The organism is Aquimarina algiphila (assembly GCF_947494415.1).
GTDB classification, from domain to species: Bacteria; Bacteroidota; Bacteroidia; order Flavobacteriales; family Flavobacteriaceae; genus Aquimarina; species Aquimarina algiphila.
In genome coordinates, this window is the sequence record NZ_CANLVC010000009.1 from 201,065 (window position 1) to 221,000 (window position 19,936).

20 protein-coding genes are annotated in these 19,936 nt (G+C 33.1%); 8 read left to right on the forward strand and 12 right to left on the reverse strand.

From position 1 onward, the window contains the following. Positions 1-214: 214 nt before the first annotated feature. Positions 215-2,053 carry an ankyrin repeat domain-containing protein gene (locus tag PQF96_RS22395; protein WP_271768502.1) on the forward strand — a complete coding sequence of 613 codons (1,839 nt, stop codon included), beginning with the start codon at positions 215-217 and terminating at the stop codon, positions 2,051-2,053. Positions 2,054-2,273: 220 nt separating this feature from the next. Beyond that, positions 2,274-2,921, forward strand: a complete 648-nt coding sequence (locus PQF96_RS22400) for a nucleoid-associated protein (RefSeq protein ID WP_109436047.1) — start codon at positions 2,274-2,276, stop codon at positions 2,919-2,921. Between the two features lie 4 nt (positions 2,922-2,925). Here PQF96_RS22400 and nadD read toward each other — a convergent pair whose 3' ends face one another. Genes nadD through PQF96_RS22425 form a run of 5 tightly spaced genes read right to left on the reverse strand, consistent with a single transcriptional unit; the run spans position 2,926 to position 6,050 of the window. Further along, complete coding sequence (nadD, locus tag PQF96_RS22405) at positions 2,926-3,507, reverse strand: nicotinate (nicotinamide) nucleotide adenylyltransferase (protein WP_271768504.1); 582 nt, start codon at positions 3,505-3,507, stop codon at positions 2,926-2,928. Positions 3,508-3,528: 21 nt separating this feature from the next. After that, on the reverse strand, positions 3,529-3,735 hold the full coding sequence (locus tag PQF96_RS22410; protein WP_271768506.1) for a hypothetical protein: 207 nt from the start codon (positions 3,733-3,735) through the stop codon (positions 3,529-3,531). Between the two features lie 4 nt (positions 3,736-3,739). Beyond that, positions 3,740-4,612 (reverse strand): SDH family Clp fold serine proteinase, encoded by an 873-nt coding sequence (locus PQF96_RS22415; RefSeq protein ID WP_271768508.1) that lies wholly within the window; start codon positions 4,610-4,612, stop codon positions 3,740-3,742. 10 nt (positions 4,613-4,622) lie between these two features. Further along, positions 4,623-5,192, reverse strand: coding sequence for a guanylate kinase (gene gmk / locus PQF96_RS22420; protein ID WP_271768511.1), 570 nt, complete (start codon positions 5,190-5,192; stop codon positions 4,623-4,625). Next, entirely contained in the window at positions 5,193-6,050 is an 858-nt protein-coding gene (locus PQF96_RS22425) for a YicC/YloC family endoribonuclease (protein ID WP_109436044.1), read from the reverse strand. Positions 6,051-6,273: 223 nt separating this feature from the next. On the opposite strand from PQF96_RS22425, the gene PQF96_RS22430 reads away from it, so the two are divergent. Next, the gene (locus PQF96_RS22430) at positions 6,274-7,062 is read left to right on the forward strand and encodes a zinc metalloprotease (RefSeq protein ID WP_109436043.1); all 789 of its coding nucleotides are present in this window, start codon (positions 6,274-6,276) and stop codon (positions 7,060-7,062) included. 86 nt (positions 7,063-7,148) lie between these two features. Here the strand turns inward: PQF96_RS22430 and PQF96_RS22435 are convergent, their stop codons facing one another. The 3 genes from PQF96_RS22435 to PQF96_RS22445 all read right to left on the reverse strand — a co-directional run bounded on the left by PQF96_RS22435 (position 7,149) and on the right by PQF96_RS22445 (position 11,507). Beyond that, the gene (locus tag PQF96_RS22435) at positions 7,149-7,694 is read right to left on the reverse strand and encodes a GNAT family N-acetyltransferase (protein WP_167571801.1); all 546 of its coding nucleotides are present in this window, start codon (positions 7,692-7,694) and stop codon (positions 7,149-7,151) included. Positions 7,695-7,841: 147 nt separating this feature from the next. Continuing rightward, positions 7,842-8,393, reverse strand: a complete 552-nt coding sequence (locus PQF96_RS22440) for a CopD family protein (protein ID WP_109436041.1) — start codon at positions 8,391-8,393, stop codon at positions 7,842-7,844. Next, on the reverse strand, positions 8,394-11,507 hold the full coding sequence (locus tag PQF96_RS22445; RefSeq protein ID WP_109436040.1) for a WD40/YVTN/BNR-like repeat-containing protein: 3,114 nt from the start codon (positions 11,505-11,507) through the stop codon (positions 8,394-8,396). Positions 11,508-11,894: 387 nt separating this feature from the next. Here PQF96_RS22445 and PQF96_RS22450 point away from each other — a divergent pair, with 387 nt between their 5' ends. From PQF96_RS22450 to PQF96_RS22465, 4 genes are all read left to right on the forward strand, one after another. Then, positions 11,895-12,836 carry a helix-turn-helix domain-containing protein gene (locus PQF96_RS22450; protein ID WP_271768516.1) on the forward strand — a complete coding sequence of 314 codons (942 nt, stop codon included), beginning with the start codon at positions 11,895-11,897 and terminating at the stop codon, positions 12,834-12,836. Positions 12,837-12,923: 87 nt separating this feature from the next. Beyond that, positions 12,924-14,096 (forward strand): PQQ-dependent sugar dehydrogenase, encoded by a 1,173-nt coding sequence (locus tag PQF96_RS22455; protein ID WP_271768520.1) that lies wholly within the window; start codon positions 12,924-12,926, stop codon positions 14,094-14,096. Between the two features lie 36 nt (positions 14,097-14,132). Beyond that, positions 14,133-15,071, forward strand: coding sequence for a nuclear transport factor 2 family protein (locus tag PQF96_RS22460; protein ID WP_271768523.1), 939 nt, complete (start codon positions 14,133-14,135; stop codon positions 15,069-15,071). 12 nt (positions 15,072-15,083) lie between these two features. Then, positions 15,084-15,584 carry an ankyrin repeat domain-containing protein gene (locus PQF96_RS22465; RefSeq protein WP_143916535.1) on the forward strand — a complete coding sequence of 167 codons (501 nt, stop codon included), beginning with the start codon at positions 15,084-15,086 and terminating at the stop codon, positions 15,582-15,584. Here the strand turns inward: PQF96_RS22465 and PQF96_RS22470 are convergent. From PQF96_RS22470 to PQF96_RS22480, 3 genes are read right to left on the reverse strand one after another with little or no spacing between them, the layout of a single operon-like run. Then, positions 15,577-16,968, reverse strand: a complete 1,392-nt coding sequence (locus tag PQF96_RS22470) for an MATE family efflux transporter (protein ID WP_271768526.1) — start codon at positions 16,966-16,968, stop codon at positions 15,577-15,579. The genes PQF96_RS22465 and PQF96_RS22470 overlap by 8 nt on opposite strands. Then, a complete protein-coding gene (gene hemH, locus PQF96_RS22475) occupies positions 16,968-18,005 on the reverse strand; it encodes a ferrochelatase (protein ID WP_271768529.1) in 1,038 nt (345 codons plus the stop codon). Before hemH ends, PQF96_RS22470 begins: the two co-directional genes overlap by 1 nt. 12 nt (positions 18,006-18,017) lie before the next feature. Then, entirely contained in the window at positions 18,018-18,575 is a 558-nt protein-coding gene (locus PQF96_RS22480; RefSeq protein ID WP_271768531.1) for a hypothetical protein, read from the reverse strand. A gap of 233 nt (positions 18,576-18,808) precedes the next feature. Here PQF96_RS22480 and PQF96_RS22485 point away from each other — a divergent pair, with 233 nt between their 5' ends. Next, the gene (locus tag PQF96_RS22485) at positions 18,809-18,976 is read left to right on the forward strand and encodes a hypothetical protein (RefSeq protein WP_160114135.1); all 168 of its coding nucleotides are present in this window, start codon (positions 18,809-18,811) and stop codon (positions 18,974-18,976) included. 22 nt (positions 18,977-18,998) lie between these two features. Here the strand turns inward: PQF96_RS22485 and PQF96_RS22490 are convergent, their stop codons facing one another. Then, positions 18,999-19,889 (reverse strand): AraC family transcriptional regulator, encoded by an 891-nt coding sequence (locus PQF96_RS22490; protein ID WP_109436031.1) that lies wholly within the window; start codon positions 19,887-19,889, stop codon positions 18,999-19,001. Positions 19,890-19,936: the final 47 nt, after the last annotated feature.

The window sequence follows — 19,936 nt, forward strand, 5'->3', positions numbered from 1 at the left end:
GTTTTTCTTATAACAGAATTAATATTCAAAGGGTCCATGTTCTTTCTCATATATAAATTACTTTCATTCCATGTTAATACATATCGTATAAAAATACTTTGGCATAAGTTTCACTGGATTCAGGGATGTATCAAAACTCTATCAAAATGTATTTTGCGACACAGATTTCTTTTTTTATAAACTTTTGGTCATTCGCGGAAACTGGTTAAAAAAAATGATGAAACAATTATACTTATTAGGGTTGCTTTTAATAAACTCAACCCTGTTAGCGCAAACTAGTACAGAAGATTTATTTTTGAAATGTTATGGAAGAGGTGATACAACTCTAGACAATTTAAACGATTCAAGTATTGACATAAATGCCCAAAATAAAACGGGTAATACACCATTAATGGCTGCTATCAGTGATCGTCCAGAAATGGTTGAACCATTAATAGAGGCAGGTGCAGAATTGGATTTTGTTAACAATAAGGGGAATACTGCTCTTATGATAGCTCTTAATTATTTCAGAAAAAATAAAGAAAGTGCTACGTTATTAATTGAAGCTGGAGCCAAAGTAAGTTTAAAAAATAAAGAAGGAAAAACAGCTCTTATGATAGCTGCAAGTCATTATAATTCTCCAATAGTCAAGTTGATTGAGGCTGGGGCCAATCTAAATTCCCAAAATAACAAGGGATATACCGCTCTTATGATAGCTGCCTCAGACAGTAAAGAGAATACTAAACTTTTAATAGAGGCAGGTGCAGAACTGGATCTTGTTAACAGTGAAGGAGATAGTGCTCTCATGATTGCAGCTAGAGGTTATAATCTTTCTATGATTAAACTCTTAATAAAGGCTGGAGCTAAATTGGATTTGAAAAATAAAGAAGGAAAAACAGCTCTCATGATTGCGATAAGAGATTATCCGGAAAAGGCAAAACTCTTAATAAAAGCAGGTGCAAAATTGGATATTGTGGATAATGAAGGGAATACTGCTCTAATGATAGCTATAGGAAAAAATCCTCTTTTTGGCATTCCACCTATAGCTGAATTAATAAAAGCAGGTGCAAAATTGGATATAAAAAATAATAGAGGGAATACTGCTCTTATGATTACTGCTAAAAAAGGATATGGAGAAAATGTTATGCCATTAATAAATGCTGGAGCTAAACTAAATCTCATTGATAAAGAAGGGAATACTGCTCTTATAATTGCCGCAAGTCGTAACGATTTTCCAATAACCGAGTTGATAGAAGCTGGTGTTAAATTAGATGCAAAAAATAATAGAGGGAATACTGCTCTTATGATAGCTGCTAAAAAAGGCTATAAAAAAAACATGAAATTATTAGCAGAATCAGGTGCAAACCTTAATGCTGCTAATTATAATGGCCAAACAGCCTTAACGATATTAAGGTTAGGTTCTTTTTCTGGTTATCATGAAGGAAAAAGACATTTTGAAACATATTCATTTTTAAAAAGTAAGGGAGCTGTAGAGCAAGATTATGTAAAATATATTGCAGAAAACTTATCAGGAAATAATGATATAGCACAAAGGGAAGTATTATTGATAAAACAAAAATTTCAAAATTTCAATAAAAATATAAGATCCTATACAGTAAAAAAGTATGTCAAAGAATCAGATGATAAATCATCATATGATAGATATAATGTTAGATATGATAATAGGGGAGATATAGTATTTTTTCAACATCAAAGCTTTAATAACGATGAATGGGGAGATAACGGATTTCATGAAAAAATGGATGAACAATATTATTTTGAAAATGGGAAGTTATATTTTTATTTTCAAAATGGAGAACTTGGTAAAGGTATAACTTATGGTAATGAAAAAGATAAAGAATTTTATCAATTAAGGGTTTATGTAAATAATGGAAAAGAGGTGATAGCGGCTTCAAAGCATCTTAATGATTCTTATGGATTAGCCCCTTCAGAATTAAATAGTATTGATAAACTCATCAATATCAAATCAGATACAGTTGATCATTTTACCGTAGATGAAATTAATGTGAGGTTTAATACTAAACATGATAAAATTAAGTATTCTTTAAAATAGATAATAATGAACTTACCCTTCAAAAGTTTCATAAAGTAAAAACAAAAAGAACTACTGCGATTTTTTTGAATTATTGTATACTATCCTATCATAAAAACTTTAATAATAAGGGTTTTAATTGATAATTGTATTGTTTTTCAAAACCTAATAAAAGAATTGCTTTATACAAGTAATCAACTATAGATAGATTTTGTATTTTTATCTATATACTTTTAAGACCATGAAAGCATTATATAGGAACCCAATAGCAATAATTCTCATTATACTTGCTATTGGAAGTTTTATCTATTTTGAGGAACAGTTGCCGGCTATTGATCTTTCTCATTTGACTCCAGGAAATGTAATGGCTATGCTCGGTTATATATCGGTAATTATGCTGGTTGTAGAACAGTTTATTGAGATCTTTGTTGATGACCCTAATCAGAAAGTAAAAATACAATGTAAAGATCGTATTACTGATATTAACAAGTTCCTGGAGCGTTTAAATAATCCAATTGATGTTGCTGCATTAACAGATCCAGAATCTACCGAAGAAAAACCTGAGTCTGCAGAAGTGGCAAAAATGATGAAAGAAAAAAAAGAATTAGAGGAGTTTCTAATGACAAGAGGATTAAAAAGACAAAGAAGAACAACGATTATTGCATTTGCGATAGGGTTAATTCTTTCTTTTTCTGGGTTACGACTTATGGCTGGAATAGTATTTAATGGCCCAGAGACAGAATTGTCAAGTATTCAAATTACGATTATTCAATCTATTGATATTGTTCTTACAGCTGGGATTATAGCGGGAGGTAGTGGTAGAGTACATCGACTTATGAAAAGAATAAAAGAGACTATGGGAGGAGGTTCGTCTATAAATAGTTTATAACGATTTATTGATAAAAATTCATTTCATCGATATATTCCCATACAGAAACAGGAAGTAATGGTTTTACATTTTTATTATTAGCAATAGAGTTACGTATAAATGTAGAAGAAATCTCCATAATAGGAGCTTTAATACGTTGAATTTTTGGATGATCCTTAAATTGAGATTCTACATTCCCTTCTGCAATACGAGGATATATATAGATGTTATGATTTTCTAGGATGACATCATAATTTTTCCACTTATGAAAACTCTTTAAATTATCTTCACCCATAATGAGATGAAATTGATCTTCTGGGTATTTTTCCTGCAAATGAGCTAGAGTATATACCGTATAATTAGGTTGAGGTAAACCAAATTCGATATCGCTGGGTTTTAGCTTTGGATATAACTCTGTAGCACGATATACCATCTCATAACGGTGATGATTATCTAATAAGGAACTTTTCTTTTTATGTGGATTATGAGGAGTCACTACCATCCAGATTTCATCGAGATCAGAGAATTCAGCCATGTGATTAGCAATGGCTAAATGACCTATATGAATAGGGTTAAATGTCCCGAAATATAATCCTATGTTTTTCAAATTATGATTAATGGAAAATAATTATTTCACATTAAATATAGTTTTTTGAAGGTGTAAATCACTTAAAGACATTAAATTATTCCCTCTTTTTTTAATTAAACCTTGTTTTACTAAATCCTCAAATTCTTTTGATATTTCTTCAAATTCCTTAGTAATATCATCCTTGGAAAACTCTTTTTCAACAAGTTTGATGGTCTCATTTAAATTTTCTTCGATAGTTTTTTCCATGACATTAAATAAATTTTCTTGTGTGTACAAAGTTACGTACTCCTCCTCGAATTACATAATCTGATAATAATTCATAATAGTTTCGAATTAATTTTCTTCTCTCTATATTGTTGCTGTAATCTTCTATTTCTAATCTAAGTTCTTTCAAAGCATCAATGTTTATTGGCCTTCCATGAGATTTCCATTTGTTATTGTCGCTTAAAAAATCTGCAATCTCTTTTGCTCTTTCAATTTTTTCAGGCTCAGTTACAGGTTGTCCTTTTAATTTCGGATTAGTTCTGTGAACATCCCAGTTTTTAAATTTAAAGTTAACCAACCACTTTTCCAATAAAGCAATGGTTAAATCTTTAGCTTGTTCGTATCCTCTTAATTCAGCTAAATCAAAATCCTTTAGTATTATAAATTCAGCTTGAGTTAAAGTGTTGCTTTGAGCTTTAGTAATGAGTTCATTTATTTTATCTAAATAACCTAAAGCTGCTACAAGTTTACCTTCTTTATTTTGTACTTGGGGATCAATAGGGCCAAGTACAGAAAAATAATCCATGAGAATATTATCTCCACTCATACAGAATATTGTTCCTGCACTATAAGCATAATCCGGAACAATAAAATTTATTTCATTATAGTGCTTTCTTAATATATTTACAAACCTTTCTACAACATTAGCACTTCCTCCACCGGTTGTTAGAATAATATATAATTTGTCTTTTTTATCTTTATCATAAGCAATTTCTTCTACAATTTTTAAGAAATCATTTTCATTTCCAGATTCAAAAGGACCATAATATGATAATATATCCGCTTTAAAGTGAGTTTCTAATTCTAATAAAAATTTATTTAAAAGATCAGTTATCGTATTATCGAGTGCTGGTTTCATTGTTTTTCTTCTAAGATAAAAACTTTTTCACTAATTGAGATACTTCTTCTTTTGCTTTTTCAAGATCATCATTGGTGACTATAGCGTCAAATTGTGGGGCAGTTGCCATTTCTGTAGATGCTTTAGCGACCCGCATATTGATCTTATCTTCAGATTCTGTTTTACGTTTTTTAAGACGAATTTTGAGCTCTTCAATACTTGGAGGCTTTACAAAAATTGCTAAAGTACGATCTGGATAGATTCTTTTGATATCCAAACCGCCAACGACATCAATATCAAAAATCACATGTTTACCACTATCCCAAAGCCGCTGCACTTCGGTTTTTAAAGTTCCGTAAAAATTATCCCGATATACTTCTTCCCATTCTAGAAATTCATCAGCTTTGATTTTGTTTTTGAATTCTCTTAAGGATAAAAAATAATAATCTTTCCCATGAATTTCAGCTCCACGAGGTTCTCGGGAAGCAGCAGAAATTGAAAATCCAAGATTTAATTCCTCTTGGTTAAGTAAATATTTAACTAAAGTAGTTTTTCCACTTCCAGAGGGTGCCGAAAGTACAATAAGTTTACCTTGGCTCATTTACAATACATTTAGCAATTGTTCTTTAATTTTTTCGAGTTCATCTTTCATCTGAACCACCAATTGTTGCATAGGTGCGTAGTTAGATTTACTACCAATAGTATTGATCTCACGACCTATTTCCTGAGTTATAAACCCTAGTTTTTTACCATTAGAATCGGCAGAATTTAATGTGGTAGCAAAGTATTCCAAATGATTTGCTAATCTCACTTTTTCTTCAGTAATGTCGAATTTTTCAAGATAATAAATCAATTCTTGCTCAAAACGATTTTGATCTACCTCTTCTTTTAGATCAGAAACAGCTTTTTGTAATTTTTCTCTTACGGCAGTCATACGTTCCGGATCAATTTGTATTACCTTTTCTAGTAATTCACCTATGTTTTTGATACGAAGGTTAAAATCTTTTTCTAATGCTTTTCCCTCATCATTTCTATAGGATTCTATTTCTACAAGTGCTGTATTAAGAGCATCGGTTATGGCTTTAAATTCCTCTTCATTAATTTGTTCACGTTCAGTTTTTAAGGCATCTGGCATTCGAACAGCCATTTTTAACAATTCTGTAGTATCACCTTGATGTACATTGGATAGTTGCCTGATGTACTCTTTTACAATAGCCTCGTTAACTTTATTTGATGTTTCTTCACCAGTAGCTTCTACATATAATCCAAAATCAACTTTACCTCTAACCAAAGTTTTTGCTATGGTATTTCTCATCTGGAGTTCCTTTTCACGGTATTGTGAAGGAATTCGAGCATTAAGGTCTAGGTTTTTGCTGTTGAGTGATTTAACCTCTATAGTGATTTTTTTTGTAGGAAGTTGTAGAACCGACTTCCCAAAGCCTGTCATGGATTTGATCATAGAATTATGCTAAAAAGTTGCACGAAGATAATGAAAAGTCTTAACAACGTCACCCTAACACATAAAACCAAATTTTATACACCTGACCATCATTATTTTTTCTCTTAACTAAGAATCAAGAATTAAATACAAATTAGTCTAAAATGTTAAATATGTAACAATTTAGTTGTTTTAGTATCAGTGTTTTAATAATTTCAACATTCAACTTAAATATATACAAATTATGAAAACTTTTAAATTAGCTATGCTGATAGTTATTGCTATTGGTATGACAAGATGTTCTAGTGATGTTGACAATGATGTTCAACAAGACAGTACAATTACTCAACAGGATATATCTTCCGAAATTTTATCAAAATTACAGAGTATGGGATTTGATATGGATAAAACATCCGTTACATCCACTAAAGGAGGATATATTGTAGATGGAGATATTTTCTTCACCGAAGAAACACTAAAAGAAGATAACTACCAAAAACAAGCTTTTTTTGGTATTGTTAATTGTAACAGAGCAGGTAATATTCGTATTCAGAATGCTTTGGGTAATAATGCCGCAGGAAGAGGATTTCAAAGAGGTATTAACTTGTGGAATAGGGTGAATAATACAACGCTTCGATTAGTAGAAGTTACCTCTAATCCTGATATTCTCGTCCGTTTGGCAAGACCTGGTGAAATAGGTGGTTGGGGTCTAGGAGAGTTTCCTACCAATGGAGTAGAAGGAGGTCTGATTATTTTGAATCTTAATGAACCTAGTATTGATGGAGATCCAGTAACGGCTAGAGAATGGGGTAATATATTAACTCATGAAATTGGACATAATATCGGGTTTCTTCATGCAGAACAAGGGTTTTTTGGAACACAGGTGCCTGGAACACCTAATAATGATACTAGTTCGATTATGACTTCTGGATCAAATCCTAGTGTGGTTTTTAATGCAAACAATGTTTCTGTAAACGATCGTAGGGCTGTAAGAAGAATGTATAGCAATAGAAGTAACAGGTTATGTAGATAAAATAAGTAATGCACTTATAAATTAAGAGGCTGTCTAAAAATAATTAGGCAGTCTTTTTGTTATCACATCTTGAGAAAAAAGTAACCTCAAAGATTAATAATCATTGTAACCTTATCTATATATTTTTCCTCTTCAAGAAAGAAATTCTCAATAAATCCAGATTCCTTGAATCCCATTTTCTTATATAATCTAATACCAGGAAGATTCGTAGCATAAACTTCTAACCAGAGTAGTTTTAATAGGGTATTTTGTGTTGACCATGTCAATACATTTTGGAGCAATAAAGTACCGATTCCTTGATTTTGCCATGCTGTATGTATACCCATACCAATCATGGCAGTATGCTCCATTTTTTTTCTCCAACTGCCTGTAAGATCAATGTTTCCGATTATATTTCCATTATTCTCTGCAATAAGTAGTAAGCAATTAGGATTCTTTTTTAGGCGTTGAATTAATGCTCCTTCTTCTTCTATGGTATTAGTGTATTCATAATCGAATAAGGGTATAGTATCTGTTTCTTTAAGATATTGACGTTTAAGATCTAATAACTTTTGGGCATCTTCTGGAGTAGCTTCTCGAATGACTACAGATTTTCCTGATTTGGTCTGATATGTTTGTGGAATAAAATTCAAGATACTTGCGATTTTACTTTGATTATTTTCTTGGGTGTTCGGGCCGGGCTATTCGTTTTATCTTTTTTTGCTTGTATACTTCGACAAGCTCAGTATGACAAGAAAAAAAGGATGCCACTTCTATCCCTAACGCAGTTTTAATTTGTACTAAGCCTCAGGGTTTTTATCCCTGATTCTTTTGTAAAGTTTGATTCCCATCATAAGTAATATAGATAGAGATATGATTGAGATGACGCCATAAATCCAGTTAACAGCATCTCTGACAACGACGAGAAAAATTACTGAAAAAAGTATAATTGTAGAGCCCTCATTCCACATTCGCATTTGATTAGAAGACCATTTTATGATATCATTTTGAAGCTGTTTGTAGATATGATGACATTTAAGATGATAAAGGATGAGTAATACCACAAAACCTAACTTAACATGCATCCATGGTTGTTCTAGCCAGCCAGGCATTAAAACCAGTAACCAAATTGCAAATAAAGTGGCTAAGATAGAAGAAGGCCATGTGATGATAAACCAAAGACGTTTGGCCATTAGCTTAAGTTGATTTCCCAGAATTTCTTTATCAGGAGATGGTTTTTGCGAAGCCTCGATCTGATATACAAATAGTCTGGGTATATAAAATAACCCTGCAAACCATGTAATCACAAAGATGAGGTGCAGGGATTTTATGTAATTATAATATTCGAGCATTTATTTTTCTACAAAAAGATAATTAAGTTGCAAGGTATTGAACTCTGTATTAAAACTTTTAATTTCTTCAGAAATTAATTTGTCAAAAGCGCTCAATTGCTCATCAATCTTTTTGGTAAGTTCATTTTTTACAGCGATATCCTGTTCTGTAGGTCCAAAATCTCCCATACCAACTAACGAATTAAGATGACCAAGCTTATTGGTCAGCTTAATAGGAAAATTTAATGGATCTTGATTACTTTTATTCTTTGTTTGATATAAAGCTTTTTCGATCTCACCAAATTGTTTTTGTAATTCTGAAGCCTTTTTTACCAAATCTTTTGTTGATTCATTATCCTTATACTGCGTTGCAAATGCTTTTAGTTGCTTATTTATTTTTTTGATTTTCTTTATAGATTTATGAGCTCTGTCTACAGTTTTGTTTACACTGGTGATGAAATCAAATTGAGACTGCATTTGTTGCACAGTAGACTCTGCTCTGGGATCAGCTAAAATGGTAAAAGATTTTCTTGATGCTTCTTTGCCATTTATAGTAAGGCTAACTTTATAATTGCCAGGAACGGCTTTTGGCCCATTAAGATTAGCCCACCATAAGATCATACCATCTAATTTTTCTGCTCCATCCCCTCTCATATTCCAAGCAAACATTTGAGCTCCTTTTTCCTCTATTTTTAATTGATTTTTTTTCTCTTTTGCTTTTGTACTAAAGGATTTTATGGTGTCATTTTTAGTATTAAAATAAGTCAACGAGATGGTATCTTTTTCTTTATCATAATTTTTAAGATAGAAATAGGTCATCACTCCTGCAGGATGATTGGTACCTTCTGTTTTAGAGTCTTTAATACTTCCGCCACTCATTCGATACGAATCTTTTGGCTTGTATAAAATGTGATTTTGAGTCTTTATCGTATTATTTAATTGATGTAATACAGTAAGATCATCTATAATCCAAAGGCTTCTTCCTTGAGTAGCCACAATCAGATTGTTATCTTTGATCGTTAAATCAGTAATGGGAACAATTGGTAAATTAAGCTGTAAAGATTGCCATGCTGCTCCGTCATTAAAAGAGATATACATACCGGTTTCGGTACCAGCATACAGTAATCCTTTTTGTTTAGGGTCTTCACGAAGTACGCGGGTAAAATGCTCGCTTTTGATTCCATTAGTAATTTTGGTCCATGATTTCCCATAATCTGTAGTTTTATAGAGATATGGGGCAAAGTCACCAGATTTATATTTGGTTCCTGCAATATAACAGGTTCCTTCAGCAAAAGCACTAGGCTCAATACTATTGATCATCATCCATTCGGGCATTCCCTTTGGTGTAACATTATTCCATGTAGCACCTCCATCTTGGCTTATATGAATCAATCCGTCATCACTTCCAACCCAAAGCAATCCTTCTTTGATTGGACTTTCTGCAGCAGCAAATATTGTACAATAATATTCTACAGAAGTATTGTCCTGTGTAATGGGCCCTCCAGATGATTTTTGCTTGTCAGGATCATTTCTGGTAAGATCTGGACTGATTACTTTCCAGCTTTGTCCTTCGTTTTCAGTGACATGCACACGATTAGAAAACGTATATAATTTGTTTGGATTATGCTTTGAGAATAGTATCGGGAAGTTCCATTGGAAACGATACTTCATATCTTCTGCTCCGTGTCCCATAGGATTGTCTGGCCATACGCTAACAGATCGAACGGTTTCTGTTCTGTGGTTTATGCGTGTCAGAAATCCATCATAGCTTCCGCCATATACAACGTCATTATCTTTGGGGTCAACTGCGATATGAGCTGATTCTCCACCAGCTGTTCTTTCCCAGTCATTTTCTGATATAGATCGACCTGTGCTTCTATGCTTGATTCTTATTGTAGAATTATCTTGCTGTGCTGCGTAAATTCTATACGGAAAGCTATTATCTGTGGTAACTCTATAAAATTGAGAAGTTGGTTGGTTATGATAAGTACTCCAGGTTTCTCCTCCATCGTAAGTAATTTGTGCACCACCATCATCTCCTATAACCATACGTTTTGGATTTTCTGGAGCGATCCAAAGATCATGATGATCTCCATGTGGTGCGCGATAACTACTAAAATTTTTACCACCATCTTTACTCTTGTGATAAGAAACGTTTACCACATACACCACATCTATATCCTGTGGGTCGGCATAGATACGGCTATAGTACCAGGCACGTTGACGTAAGCTTCTACTACTATTCAATTGTTTCCATGTATCACCACCATCATCACTGCGATACACACCACCTTTTTCTTTATTTTCTACTATGGCCCAAACACGTTCGCTATTTACCGGTGAAACCGTTATTCCCATGATACCTAGGGTATCCTTGGCGAATCCTTTATTTTTCGAAATCTCGTTCCATGTTTTTCCACTATCCGTACTTTTCCACAACGCAGAACCATTTCCTCCAGAGCTTAAACTATATGGTGTTCTTCTGGCGTTCCAGGTAGAAGCATATAGAATCCTTGGATTATTAGGATCTAACGTTAAATCTACAGCACCCGCATCTTGATTTGCGAATAGTACTTTATTCCATGTTTTACCACCGTCATTACTTTTATATACTCCTCGATCCTCTGTAGGTTTATATATATTTCCTAAAGCCGCGGCATATACGATATCTGGATTAGTAGGGTGTATACTTATTCTAGGAATATGTCTACTATTAGGCAAACCAGCCTGTACCCATGTTTTTCCTGCGTCAACACTTTTCCAAACCCCGTATCCAGAGGATACATTACCACGCAACGTTTTTTCTCCACCACCTACATAAATTACATTTGGGTCACTTTTGGATACAGCGATCGATCCAATAGACCCTCCAAAGAAACCATCAGAAATATTTGACCATGTACGACCACCATCGGTAGTTTTCCATACTCCACCACCAGTAGCGCCAAAATAGAATAAATTGGGTTTTCCCGAAACTCCGGTTACAGCAGCACTACGCCCGCCTCGAAAAGGTCCAATTAGTCTATATTCCAGAGCATCATATAGCTCTTGATTATAAGATTGAGAATTGATTGTGAAAATACTTCCAAAAGCAAAAAACAGAATACAAATTGCCTTAGTAAAATGTGAGTACATGTGAGTTGTGTTTTAGTTGAAAAATACCTTAGAGTATGTTTAAAAACCTTATTTCTTGAAAACTACTATTTTGAAAACTATGACTTTGTTTCAAAAACTTCAAATATCTCGATATGCTCAGCATTTGAAACTTCATCAAAACCTCAAACTATTCATTTTCAATTCATATTCTTTTTAAACATACTCTTAGCACTTTTTAGAAAAATTGTAATAAGTAGATTTGATGGGGCACTAAAGTCTGGAATTAAAAATTATTCCAAAAGATTTTCACGTAATTTTAACCTTACCTTATAAGATCATTCCTAATTTTGAAATATGGTCAAAGATGGTTTTATACTTGTTTTAAGCTGTTTGGGTTTAGCCCAAGCTCTATTCTTGTGTTTTTATTTGTTTACCCTTAAAAAAGGAAACAGAAAAGCCAATACATTTCTGGCATTTGTATTATTGGGATTAACCATAAGAATTACCAAATCGGTTTTTAATAATTATATGGTTCTTGATCCCTGGTATCGCAATCTTGGTATTTCAGGAATTTTATTGTCTGGTCCGTTTTTATGGTTTTATGGAAAAGCACTTCTAAACAAAAATGCCGTTTTTTCAAAGCTACATTATCTACACCTAGTTCCGTTTGTACTTTTTGTTCTATGCAGTAAATTGATTCCTAATGTCAAAAATTTCGAATCCTACTTAAGTTATGGATTGGTAGTCTTTCATCTGGCCATTTATCTTATTTTATCTTGGACTTACATTTATAAAAGAAGGAAAGTCGCTAATCCTCAACTTTTAAAATGGTATCGTACGATTGTAATCGGAGCTTGTCTTATCTGGTGTTTTTATCTAAGTAATTTTATAGGATTCATCCCTTTTTATATTGGAGGAGCTATTCTTTATTCTATATTGGTTTATGGTTTTTCCTATTTATTATTAAAAAGACATGTTTTTGCATTAGAAAAATATAGCAAATCAACGATTGATCGTACCGCTTCAAAAAAATTACTTCAGCAAGTAAAGGAGATGTTTGAAGATCGGGAAGTGTATCTGAATCCAAAGATTTCACTACAAACCATAGCAGATAAACTATCGGTTACTACCAGAGAATTATCTCAGGTGATTAATGAAAATGAGCAAAAAAACTTTTCAGAATTTGTAAATCATTATCGAATAGAAAAAGCCAAAACTTTACTGATTAACCCCAATTATGCATTAGAGAAAATGGCTACTATTGCATATGATTGTGGCTTTGGTAATGTAACTTCTTTCAATTTGGCTTTTAAATCAGAAACTGGACGCACTCCTTCACAGTACAAAAATCAATTTAGTACGGTTTAAGATCTTTTTCGTTTTAAAGATCATGATTTTTAAAGGTTTTTAATAGCATCTTTTGGATTTTGCGGTCAGAATTCAAAATCAAAAAACATGAACAGAGTAATCCTCTTATTGCTTTTAGGAACACTAAGTTGTAGTAAAGTCGAAAAACCTATTCAGACTATTTCTTCAAAAACATCTCCTGTAAAAGAAACTATAATTGATAGTCTTAATCATCCATGGAGTATTGCTTTTTTATCAGAAGATGAAGTTTTAGTATCCGAAAAAGATGGAGATCTTTTAAAAGTAAATTTAATTTCTAAGAAGAAAGAAATCATAAAAGGATTTCCCAAAGACCTTACTGATAGTCTGAGAGTAGTGTACAGAGGAGATAATTCGGGTATTTTTGAAGTGGTATTGGATCCAGATTTCAATAGTAACAAACATATTTACCTTTCTTATGCAGCCAAACAAAAAGGCAAAGGAAGTGCTACCAAAGTGGTTCGTGCTGTACTGGAGAATGACTCTTTAATCAATATTAAAACCTTACTAGAAGCTGGACCTTTTATGAGAGAATATTTTCACTACGGAGGAGGAATGACATTTGGTTCTGATCATAAGCTATACATTACAATGGGAGAGCGATTGTTTAAAGAAATTGATGAACCCAAAATGCCAATTGCTCAGGATGTAAGAGACAAACGAGGTAAAATCTATAGAATAAATTCTGATGGAAGTATCCCAAAGGATAATCCAGATTTTGGTGCAACAGCTATTCCGGGTATTTATGCAGCGGGAATTAGAGCAGCACAAGGAATAACAGTACAACCAGAAACTGGAAATATTTGGTTTAGCGAACATGGTACTCGTCAGGGCGACGAAATCAACTTGTTAACTCCGGGAGCAAATTATGGATGGCCAATCATTACTACTGGTGGTTATCGAAGTCGGGATTATGTTCCTCCCAGACTTGAAGGAGCGTCCTTTACAGATCCTGTTTGGTACTGGAAACATACCGTGGCTCCAACCGGACTTATGTTTTATACGGGAGATGAATTTCCAGAATGGAAAAATGATTTATTGGTTCCAGGACTATCTGGAGGTAGCCTTTGGCGATTTAGAATAGAAAATAAAAGTATAAAAAGTGCAGAAGAATTATTTGTTGATGATAGAGTGCGCTCAAGAAAAATAGCGCAAAGCCCAAAAGGAAAACTCTATATGTTGACCGATGAAGATCAAGGTAAGATAGTACGAATAAAGAATAGTGTCACTATTCATGAATGATTTCCAATCAAATTTGTGTGTAACTAAAATTTAGAAATGAAAAAAATAGCTTTTATATTACTATTAATTGTGCAGATTTCCTTAGCACAAGAAAAAAATAAAATTGACAATTATACTGTTCAACGTCTATTGATTTTTAATGAAAACAATGAAGTCTTATTACAAAATAATGAATATGGGTGGTCTACACCAGGGATAAGGAATAATACAAGACAATCTATTAAAGAATCACTTGATAGTTTAGCTTCCAAATTTGGATTAAAAATATCAGAACATCAACTAAAGGGACTTTTTACATATAAATATGAATTTAAGAATGAAGTATCATATCGTAGTCATTATTCTGCAAAGATGAATGGAGGTATATTGAAAACACCATCAGATATGAAACAAGCAGAGTGGTTTTCTATTTCAGAGGCTATAGAAAAGATATCTAATCCTAAAACAGGAGTATCCATAAGATTTTTTTCTGAAATGACTACTCAAATATTTAAATTTCCAGAAATGTTATGGGGAGGTTCATACTTACTTTATCAGGACGCTAATGGTGTCGTGAGAGATCGTAAGGTTTTAGAACCAATATATCCTTTGGGTAAAACTTCTTTTGAAACCAATGAAGAAGATCAAATTAGAACTACAATCAATGCGTATCTTGAAGGGACTTCATATAATAAAACAGAATCTATTAAAGAGGCTTTTTATGCAGAAGCAAATTTGTTCCTCACGCATAAAGACAAAAAACTATGGATCGTACCTATACAAGAGTATGCATCTTGGTTTGAAAAGAAAGAAGAAGGCAAATTTAATGGACGAATTGGAAAAATATTATCTATAGATCAAGAAAATGATATTGCGATGGCAAAAGCCGAAATTAAGGCTAAAGGAAAAGACATACGATATGTGGATATTTTTTTGCTAAAAAAAATTGAAGGAGAGTGGAAGATTATTAGTAAAGCTGCAACAAAAACGAACTAAAACAAAAACCAGATGGACAGAAAAACATTTATTAGAAACTCATTGGGAGGGATTGCTTTAGCAACTGCAACTCCACATTTAATCTACTCAGAATCTATACAAAATCCAGATCCAGTCGATGTTAAATTGGTAAAAGAATTTGTGTCGGCAGGTCACGGGGATATTAAAAAGGTAAAAGAAATGTTGGCAGAACAACCCAATTTAATATATAGTCGCTATGATTGGGGAAATGGAGATTTTGAAGAAGCTATTGAAGGAGCTGGCCATGTAGGCAATAAAGAGGTCGCAGAATATTTAATCTCTCAAGGAGCCAGGGTTAACCTTTTTGTGTTAACAATGCTTGGCAAGATAGAATTGGTAAAGCCGATTTTGGAAATGTATCCAGATTTGATTTTTGCTAAAGGACCTCATGGTTTTACTTTGTTGCATCATGCCAAAGTTGGAGCTCAAAATGAATTTTATGACTATTTAATTGACAAAGGGTTGAATAAAATGCAGATAGAAATCAGGTAGTTTTTGTAACTGAAAGTTTTGTTCGTATTTCTCGGTTTAAAAAATACCCGGTAACAATTGTGGATAGTATATCTGCAATGGGGAAGGAGATCCAAACTCCGAGCTCCCCATAAAATTTTGGAAGTATAAGAATCAAAGGGACAAAAAAGAATCCTTGCCTGGATAGTGTAAGTAGTAAAGCCGGAATTGCTTTTCCCGCTGCCTGAAAATAAGCAGCACCGATAAGCTGAAGGGCTATAATTGGGGTAGCTGCAAAAACCCACCGCATGGGCGTTGAAGTATGAGATAAAACAAACCGATTTAATGCAAGCTCTTTAGGGGCTAAATTAGGATCGTTACTCAAAAATAAAGAAGTAATTTCTGATGGAAAGATCATTAACCCAATAAAAACTAATGTTGCTACAATTGCTGCATAAGTAATTGCAGTATTTATAGTTTCACGTACACGCTGGTATTGTTGAGCACCATAATTATACCCTGCAATAGGTAAAAACCCTTGGGTAACTCCAAAAACAGGGAATAAAGCAAACATAAGCATTCTCCCAATGATAGCATATACGGCTACTAAACCTTCTTGTCCTATATCAAAAAGGATATTATTCATCAATAAATAGGTGACACTTACTACAGCTTGTCTAGAGAGCGTTACTCCTCCTAGTTTGGCAATTTCAGAAACAATATCCTTTTGTAATCTAAGGTGACGAAAACTAATCTTAAGCTCAGAGTTTTTTGAAGAAAAAAACCAAAAAATGTATAAGAAACATGCTAAGTACGAACCTGTGGTTGCCCAAGCTGCTCCATGCATTCCCATATCTAATACTTTAATAAGAATGTAATCTAGAAGTAAATTACTGATCGTGGGGATAATCATTGCAGTCATCGCAAATTTTGGTTTGCCTTCTGCTCTGATCACAGTATTACCCATCATTGCAAATCCAAGAATAGGAACTCCATATAAAAGGATGGTATAATAAATCTTTGCAGGTTCAAAAATATCACCTTTCCCTCCAAATCTTGGAATAATGTCGTCAACAAAGATTAGTCCCAGAACTACTAGGGAAACCATAAATAGAAATCCCAGAGAAATCTGATTTCCGAAGGTTCTTAAAGCTTTTTCTCTAGTGTTTGCTCCTAAAGCACGTGAAATAATACTAGAACCTCCTACGCCAATAGACATACCTATTGCTCCGATAAAAAAAGATACAGGGAGTACAACATTGATAGAAGCAAATGCAATAGAGCCTATCCAATTCCCTACAAAAATAGAATCGATAAGAATATTAAGAGACATTACTAATATTCCAATAGAAGCAGGAACAGCTTGTTTGATAAGCAATTTTCCAATAGGTTCATTTCCTAGGGCTTCAGAGGAGACTTTTGCCATTATACAAGTTGGGTTTTTACTGAAACCCACTCATTAATCCAGTTAGCTACAACTTCTGCCCAATCATCCCGATCATTAAGACAAGGAATAGTAGTAAATTCTTTACCTCCAACTTCGTGAAATATTTCTTCTCCTTCCATCGCAATTTCTTCTAATGTTTCTAAGCAGTCTGAAACAAAAGCAGGAGTTACAATAGCCATTTTTTTAATACCTTCTTTTCCCATTCGTTCGATGGTACGATCGGTATAAGGTTTTAACCATGGATCAAAACCTAAACGAGATTGAAATGAAGTAGAATAGGTTCCGTTTTTAAGTCCTAGTTTTTTAGCTACTTGCACCGTTGTCATTTCACATTGATGACGATAACAGAACTCGTGTTGCTTTGATCCTTTTTTAAAGCAACATTTTCCATCCATTTTACAGTTCCCATTACTAATATCACTCTTTCTTATATGCCTTTCGGGTACTCCGTGATAGCTAAATAAAAGATGTTCATATTCAATACCTTCTAGATGTTCTTTAATGCTGCCAGAAAGGACTTCGATATACTCAGGTTTGTTATAAAAAGCAGGAACATCCGTAATTTTCATATTGGGGAAATGCTCTGCCCGTAACTCTTCTGCCAGCACCAGAATAGTCTCAGTGGTAGCCATTGCAAACTGAGGGTATAAAGGTACTATCATAACTTCATTAACACCTTTATCATGCAATTCTTGCAATCCTTTTTTGATACTCATTGCTCCATAACGCATAGCCAAACCTATCGGGACAGACGTGCGATCGGCGACTTTTTTTTGCAATCTTTCAGATAATACGATAAGAGGAGAACCTTCTTCCCACCAAATTTTTTTATATGCTGCGGCAGATTTTTTTGGTCTGGTATTTAGAATTATTCCTTTTACCAGTAAGGTTCGTGCCCAAAGAGGAACATCAATTACTCTTGGGTCCATTAAAAACTCACCAAGGTATTTTTTCACATCTTTTGGGTCAGTACTGTCTGGTGACCCAAGATTAACGAGGAGAACTCCTTTACTCATAGTATTTCTTTTTCAGAAAACAAAAATACGAACTATTAGGAGGATTGGTAATAAAAAGATGATAAGACTTATCAATACAAATATAGAGAACCTAAGTACTAATGAAAAAGAAGGTTTTGTATTATGATGAATGTCAATTAGGGTTTTAGATTTTAGTTCTTCCAGAGATAAAGAAAGAAGATCTTTTTTGCTGAGGTTGAGGCTAATAATTCCTTTTGTACTAGCACCTTTACTAAATCCAAGGAATAATTGTTTTGGATACGTGAATACTCCAATAAAAAAAGCTGTAAAAGAAAATACCCAAGCCATATAATGAGTTCCTAATCCAGTAGAGATTTCCCATCCAGTTATAAACACTTCGTCACTCCATTTTGTAGATTTATTATGTAGTAAATGATGAAGATCATGTATATAGAGTACTTCTTGTCTTCCTTTTGGATTTGGAAGAGGTATTTTTATCACTTTGAAGTCGAACCATGCAATTTTATTGTAGGCATTACCATGTTCACCAAAATTGTTATCTGTATAAAACTCTTGTAGGATTTCTTTTAAATTAGGAGAAGAAGACATATAGAGCTTTGAAATTTAATAGATTAATGTAAAGATACGTATGAAGAATTTATAATTACGTTAAATTGTAACAAACTGAAAGTCGAGTAATTTTATTTTTAGTATTTTTAAATGATTAAAAAGCAAAGATGAAACCGACTCAATTAAAATAATATCTAGTGTTGTGTACTAAATGTTTATTTTAATTGTTAAAGTTTCCATGTGATGGTTAACAAACAAAATAAAAAAAACACATGAAACGAATAATTGTGGATGTCGAAAAAGAGAAATTATCTTTTGTTTTGGAACTTCTAGAACAATTTGATTTTGTATCGGTTTTGGCTGATGCCTCTGATGATGATCAGGGGATGTATGATTCTATAGTATCCTTACAAAAAGGTGTTGGGATTCCTAAAGAGTAATATCTAATTAGTAATGACAATATTAGTTTAGGCTCATTACATATTTTTTTGGAGTAGTGCCGAATTTCTTTTTAAACGCGGCAATGAAATGACTTGCCGTACTGTAGCCTACTTTTAGTCCAACTTCATTTACATTATGACTTCCTGAAGCTAATAGTTGTCTGGCGACTTCCATTTTGTAGTCAAATAAGAATGTATATACTGGTTCGCCATAGATTTGTTTGAAACCATCTTTAAGTTTTTTTAATGAAAGTCCAATTTCGTTGGATAATTCTTGTAATGTAGGGGGTTCTGCCATACGAGCGATAATGATCTCTTTGGCTTTTCGAATCTTTAATACATTTTCTTCATCTACTAAGAAAGGACACTGTTCTATATCTGCATTTTCTGGCCTGTTAAAGTAAAGACTTAGTAATTCGTAAGCTTTTCCTTTAAAATATAATAGTTTAATAGATTTATGTAGGCTATAATTCATGATTTGATTTAAAACTACAGCCATCGCAGGAGAAATTATTGCATCAGTATAATATTTTTTATCGCGATTACCTTCTCCAAGAAACGGAATATAGTCTGCTTCTCTGGAAAATAAAGAGTGAAACTTTTTTATAGAAATAAGAACTGTAATTAACCAGGAATCATTTTCCATTTCGAGATTCATTGGTAAATCGCGTTGAGGATTGTAAAGTAAAAGTGAATTCTCTTCAGTTAAACTGATGGCATAACTACCATTGTTAAAATTAAATTTTACAGCCCCTTTTACACAGAAATGAAATTGAATATAACTACTGTTGATTTCTCTTATAACACACTGATCATCATTGGTTTCGTTCTGAAATTTTAGAATATGAAAACCATCTTCAATCTGAGTTTCTTCCAAAATCCCTGGAGCGTTATTTTTCAATTCAATTTCCATGATTACTAATTTTTTCAATTTAGAATTAATCTAAACTATCGCTATGA

What these genes read in the sequence shown, in the direction of transcription:
- PQF96_RS22470 (WP_271768526.1), bottom strand. Translation starts at nt 16,968, where the DNA reads ATGGCAAAAGTCTCCTCTGAAGCCCTAGGAAATGAACCTATTGGAAAA.
- PQF96_RS22485 (WP_160114135.1), top strand. Translation starts at nt 18,809, where the DNA reads ATGAAACGAATAATTGTGGATGTCGAAAAAGAGAAATTATCTTTTGTT.
- PQF96_RS22395 (WP_271768502.1), top strand. Translation starts at nt 215, where the DNA reads ATGATGAAACAATTATACTTATTAGGGTTGCTTTTAATAAACTCAACC.
- PQF96_RS22455 (WP_271768520.1), top strand. Translation starts at nt 12,924, where the DNA reads ATGAACAGAGTAATCCTCTTATTGCTTTTAGGAACACTAAGTTGTAGT.
- PQF96_RS22445 (WP_109436040.1), bottom strand. Translation starts at nt 11,507, where the DNA reads ATGTACTCACATTTTACTAAGGCAATTTGTATTCTGTTTTTTGCTTTT.
- PQF96_RS22440 (WP_109436041.1), bottom strand. Translation starts at nt 8,393, where the DNA reads ATGCTCGAATATTATAATTACATAAAATCCCTGCACCTCATCTTTGTG.
- PQF96_RS22490 (WP_109436031.1), bottom strand. Translation starts at nt 19,889, where the DNA reads ATGGAAATTGAATTGAAAAATAACGCTCCAGGGATTTTGGAAGAAACT.
- PQF96_RS22465 (WP_143916535.1), top strand. Translation starts at nt 15,084, where the DNA reads ATGGACAGAAAAACATTTATTAGAAACTCATTGGGAGGGATTGCTTTA.
- PQF96_RS22400 (WP_109436047.1), top strand. Translation starts at nt 2,274, where the DNA reads ATGAAAGCATTATATAGGAACCCAATAGCAATAATTCTCATTATACTT.
- gmk (WP_271768511.1), bottom strand. Translation starts at nt 5,192, where the DNA reads ATGAGCCAAGGTAAACTTATTGTACTTTCGGCACCCTCTGGAAGTGGA.
- PQF96_RS22415 (WP_271768508.1), bottom strand. Translation starts at nt 4,612, where the DNA reads ATGAAACCAGCACTCGATAATACGATAACTGATCTTTTAAATAAATTT.
- PQF96_RS22460 (WP_271768523.1), top strand. Translation starts at nt 14,133, where the DNA reads ATGAAAAAAATAGCTTTTATATTACTATTAATTGTGCAGATTTCCTTA.
- PQF96_RS22425 (WP_109436044.1), bottom strand. Translation starts at nt 6,050, where the DNA reads ATGATCAAATCCATGACAGGCTTTGGGAAGTCGGTTCTACAACTTCCT.
- hemH (WP_271768529.1), bottom strand. Translation starts at nt 18,005, where the DNA reads ATGAGTAAAGGAGTTCTCCTCGTTAATCTTGGGTCACCAGACAGTACT.
- PQF96_RS22480 (WP_271768531.1), bottom strand. Translation starts at nt 18,575, where the DNA reads ATGTCTTCTTCTCCTAATTTAAAAGAAATCCTACAAGAGTTTTATACA.
- PQF96_RS22410 (WP_271768506.1), bottom strand. Translation starts at nt 3,735, where the DNA reads ATGGAAAAAACTATCGAAGAAAATTTAAATGAGACCATCAAACTTGTT.
- PQF96_RS22430 (WP_109436043.1), top strand. Translation starts at nt 6,274, where the DNA reads ATGAAAACTTTTAAATTAGCTATGCTGATAGTTATTGCTATTGGTATG.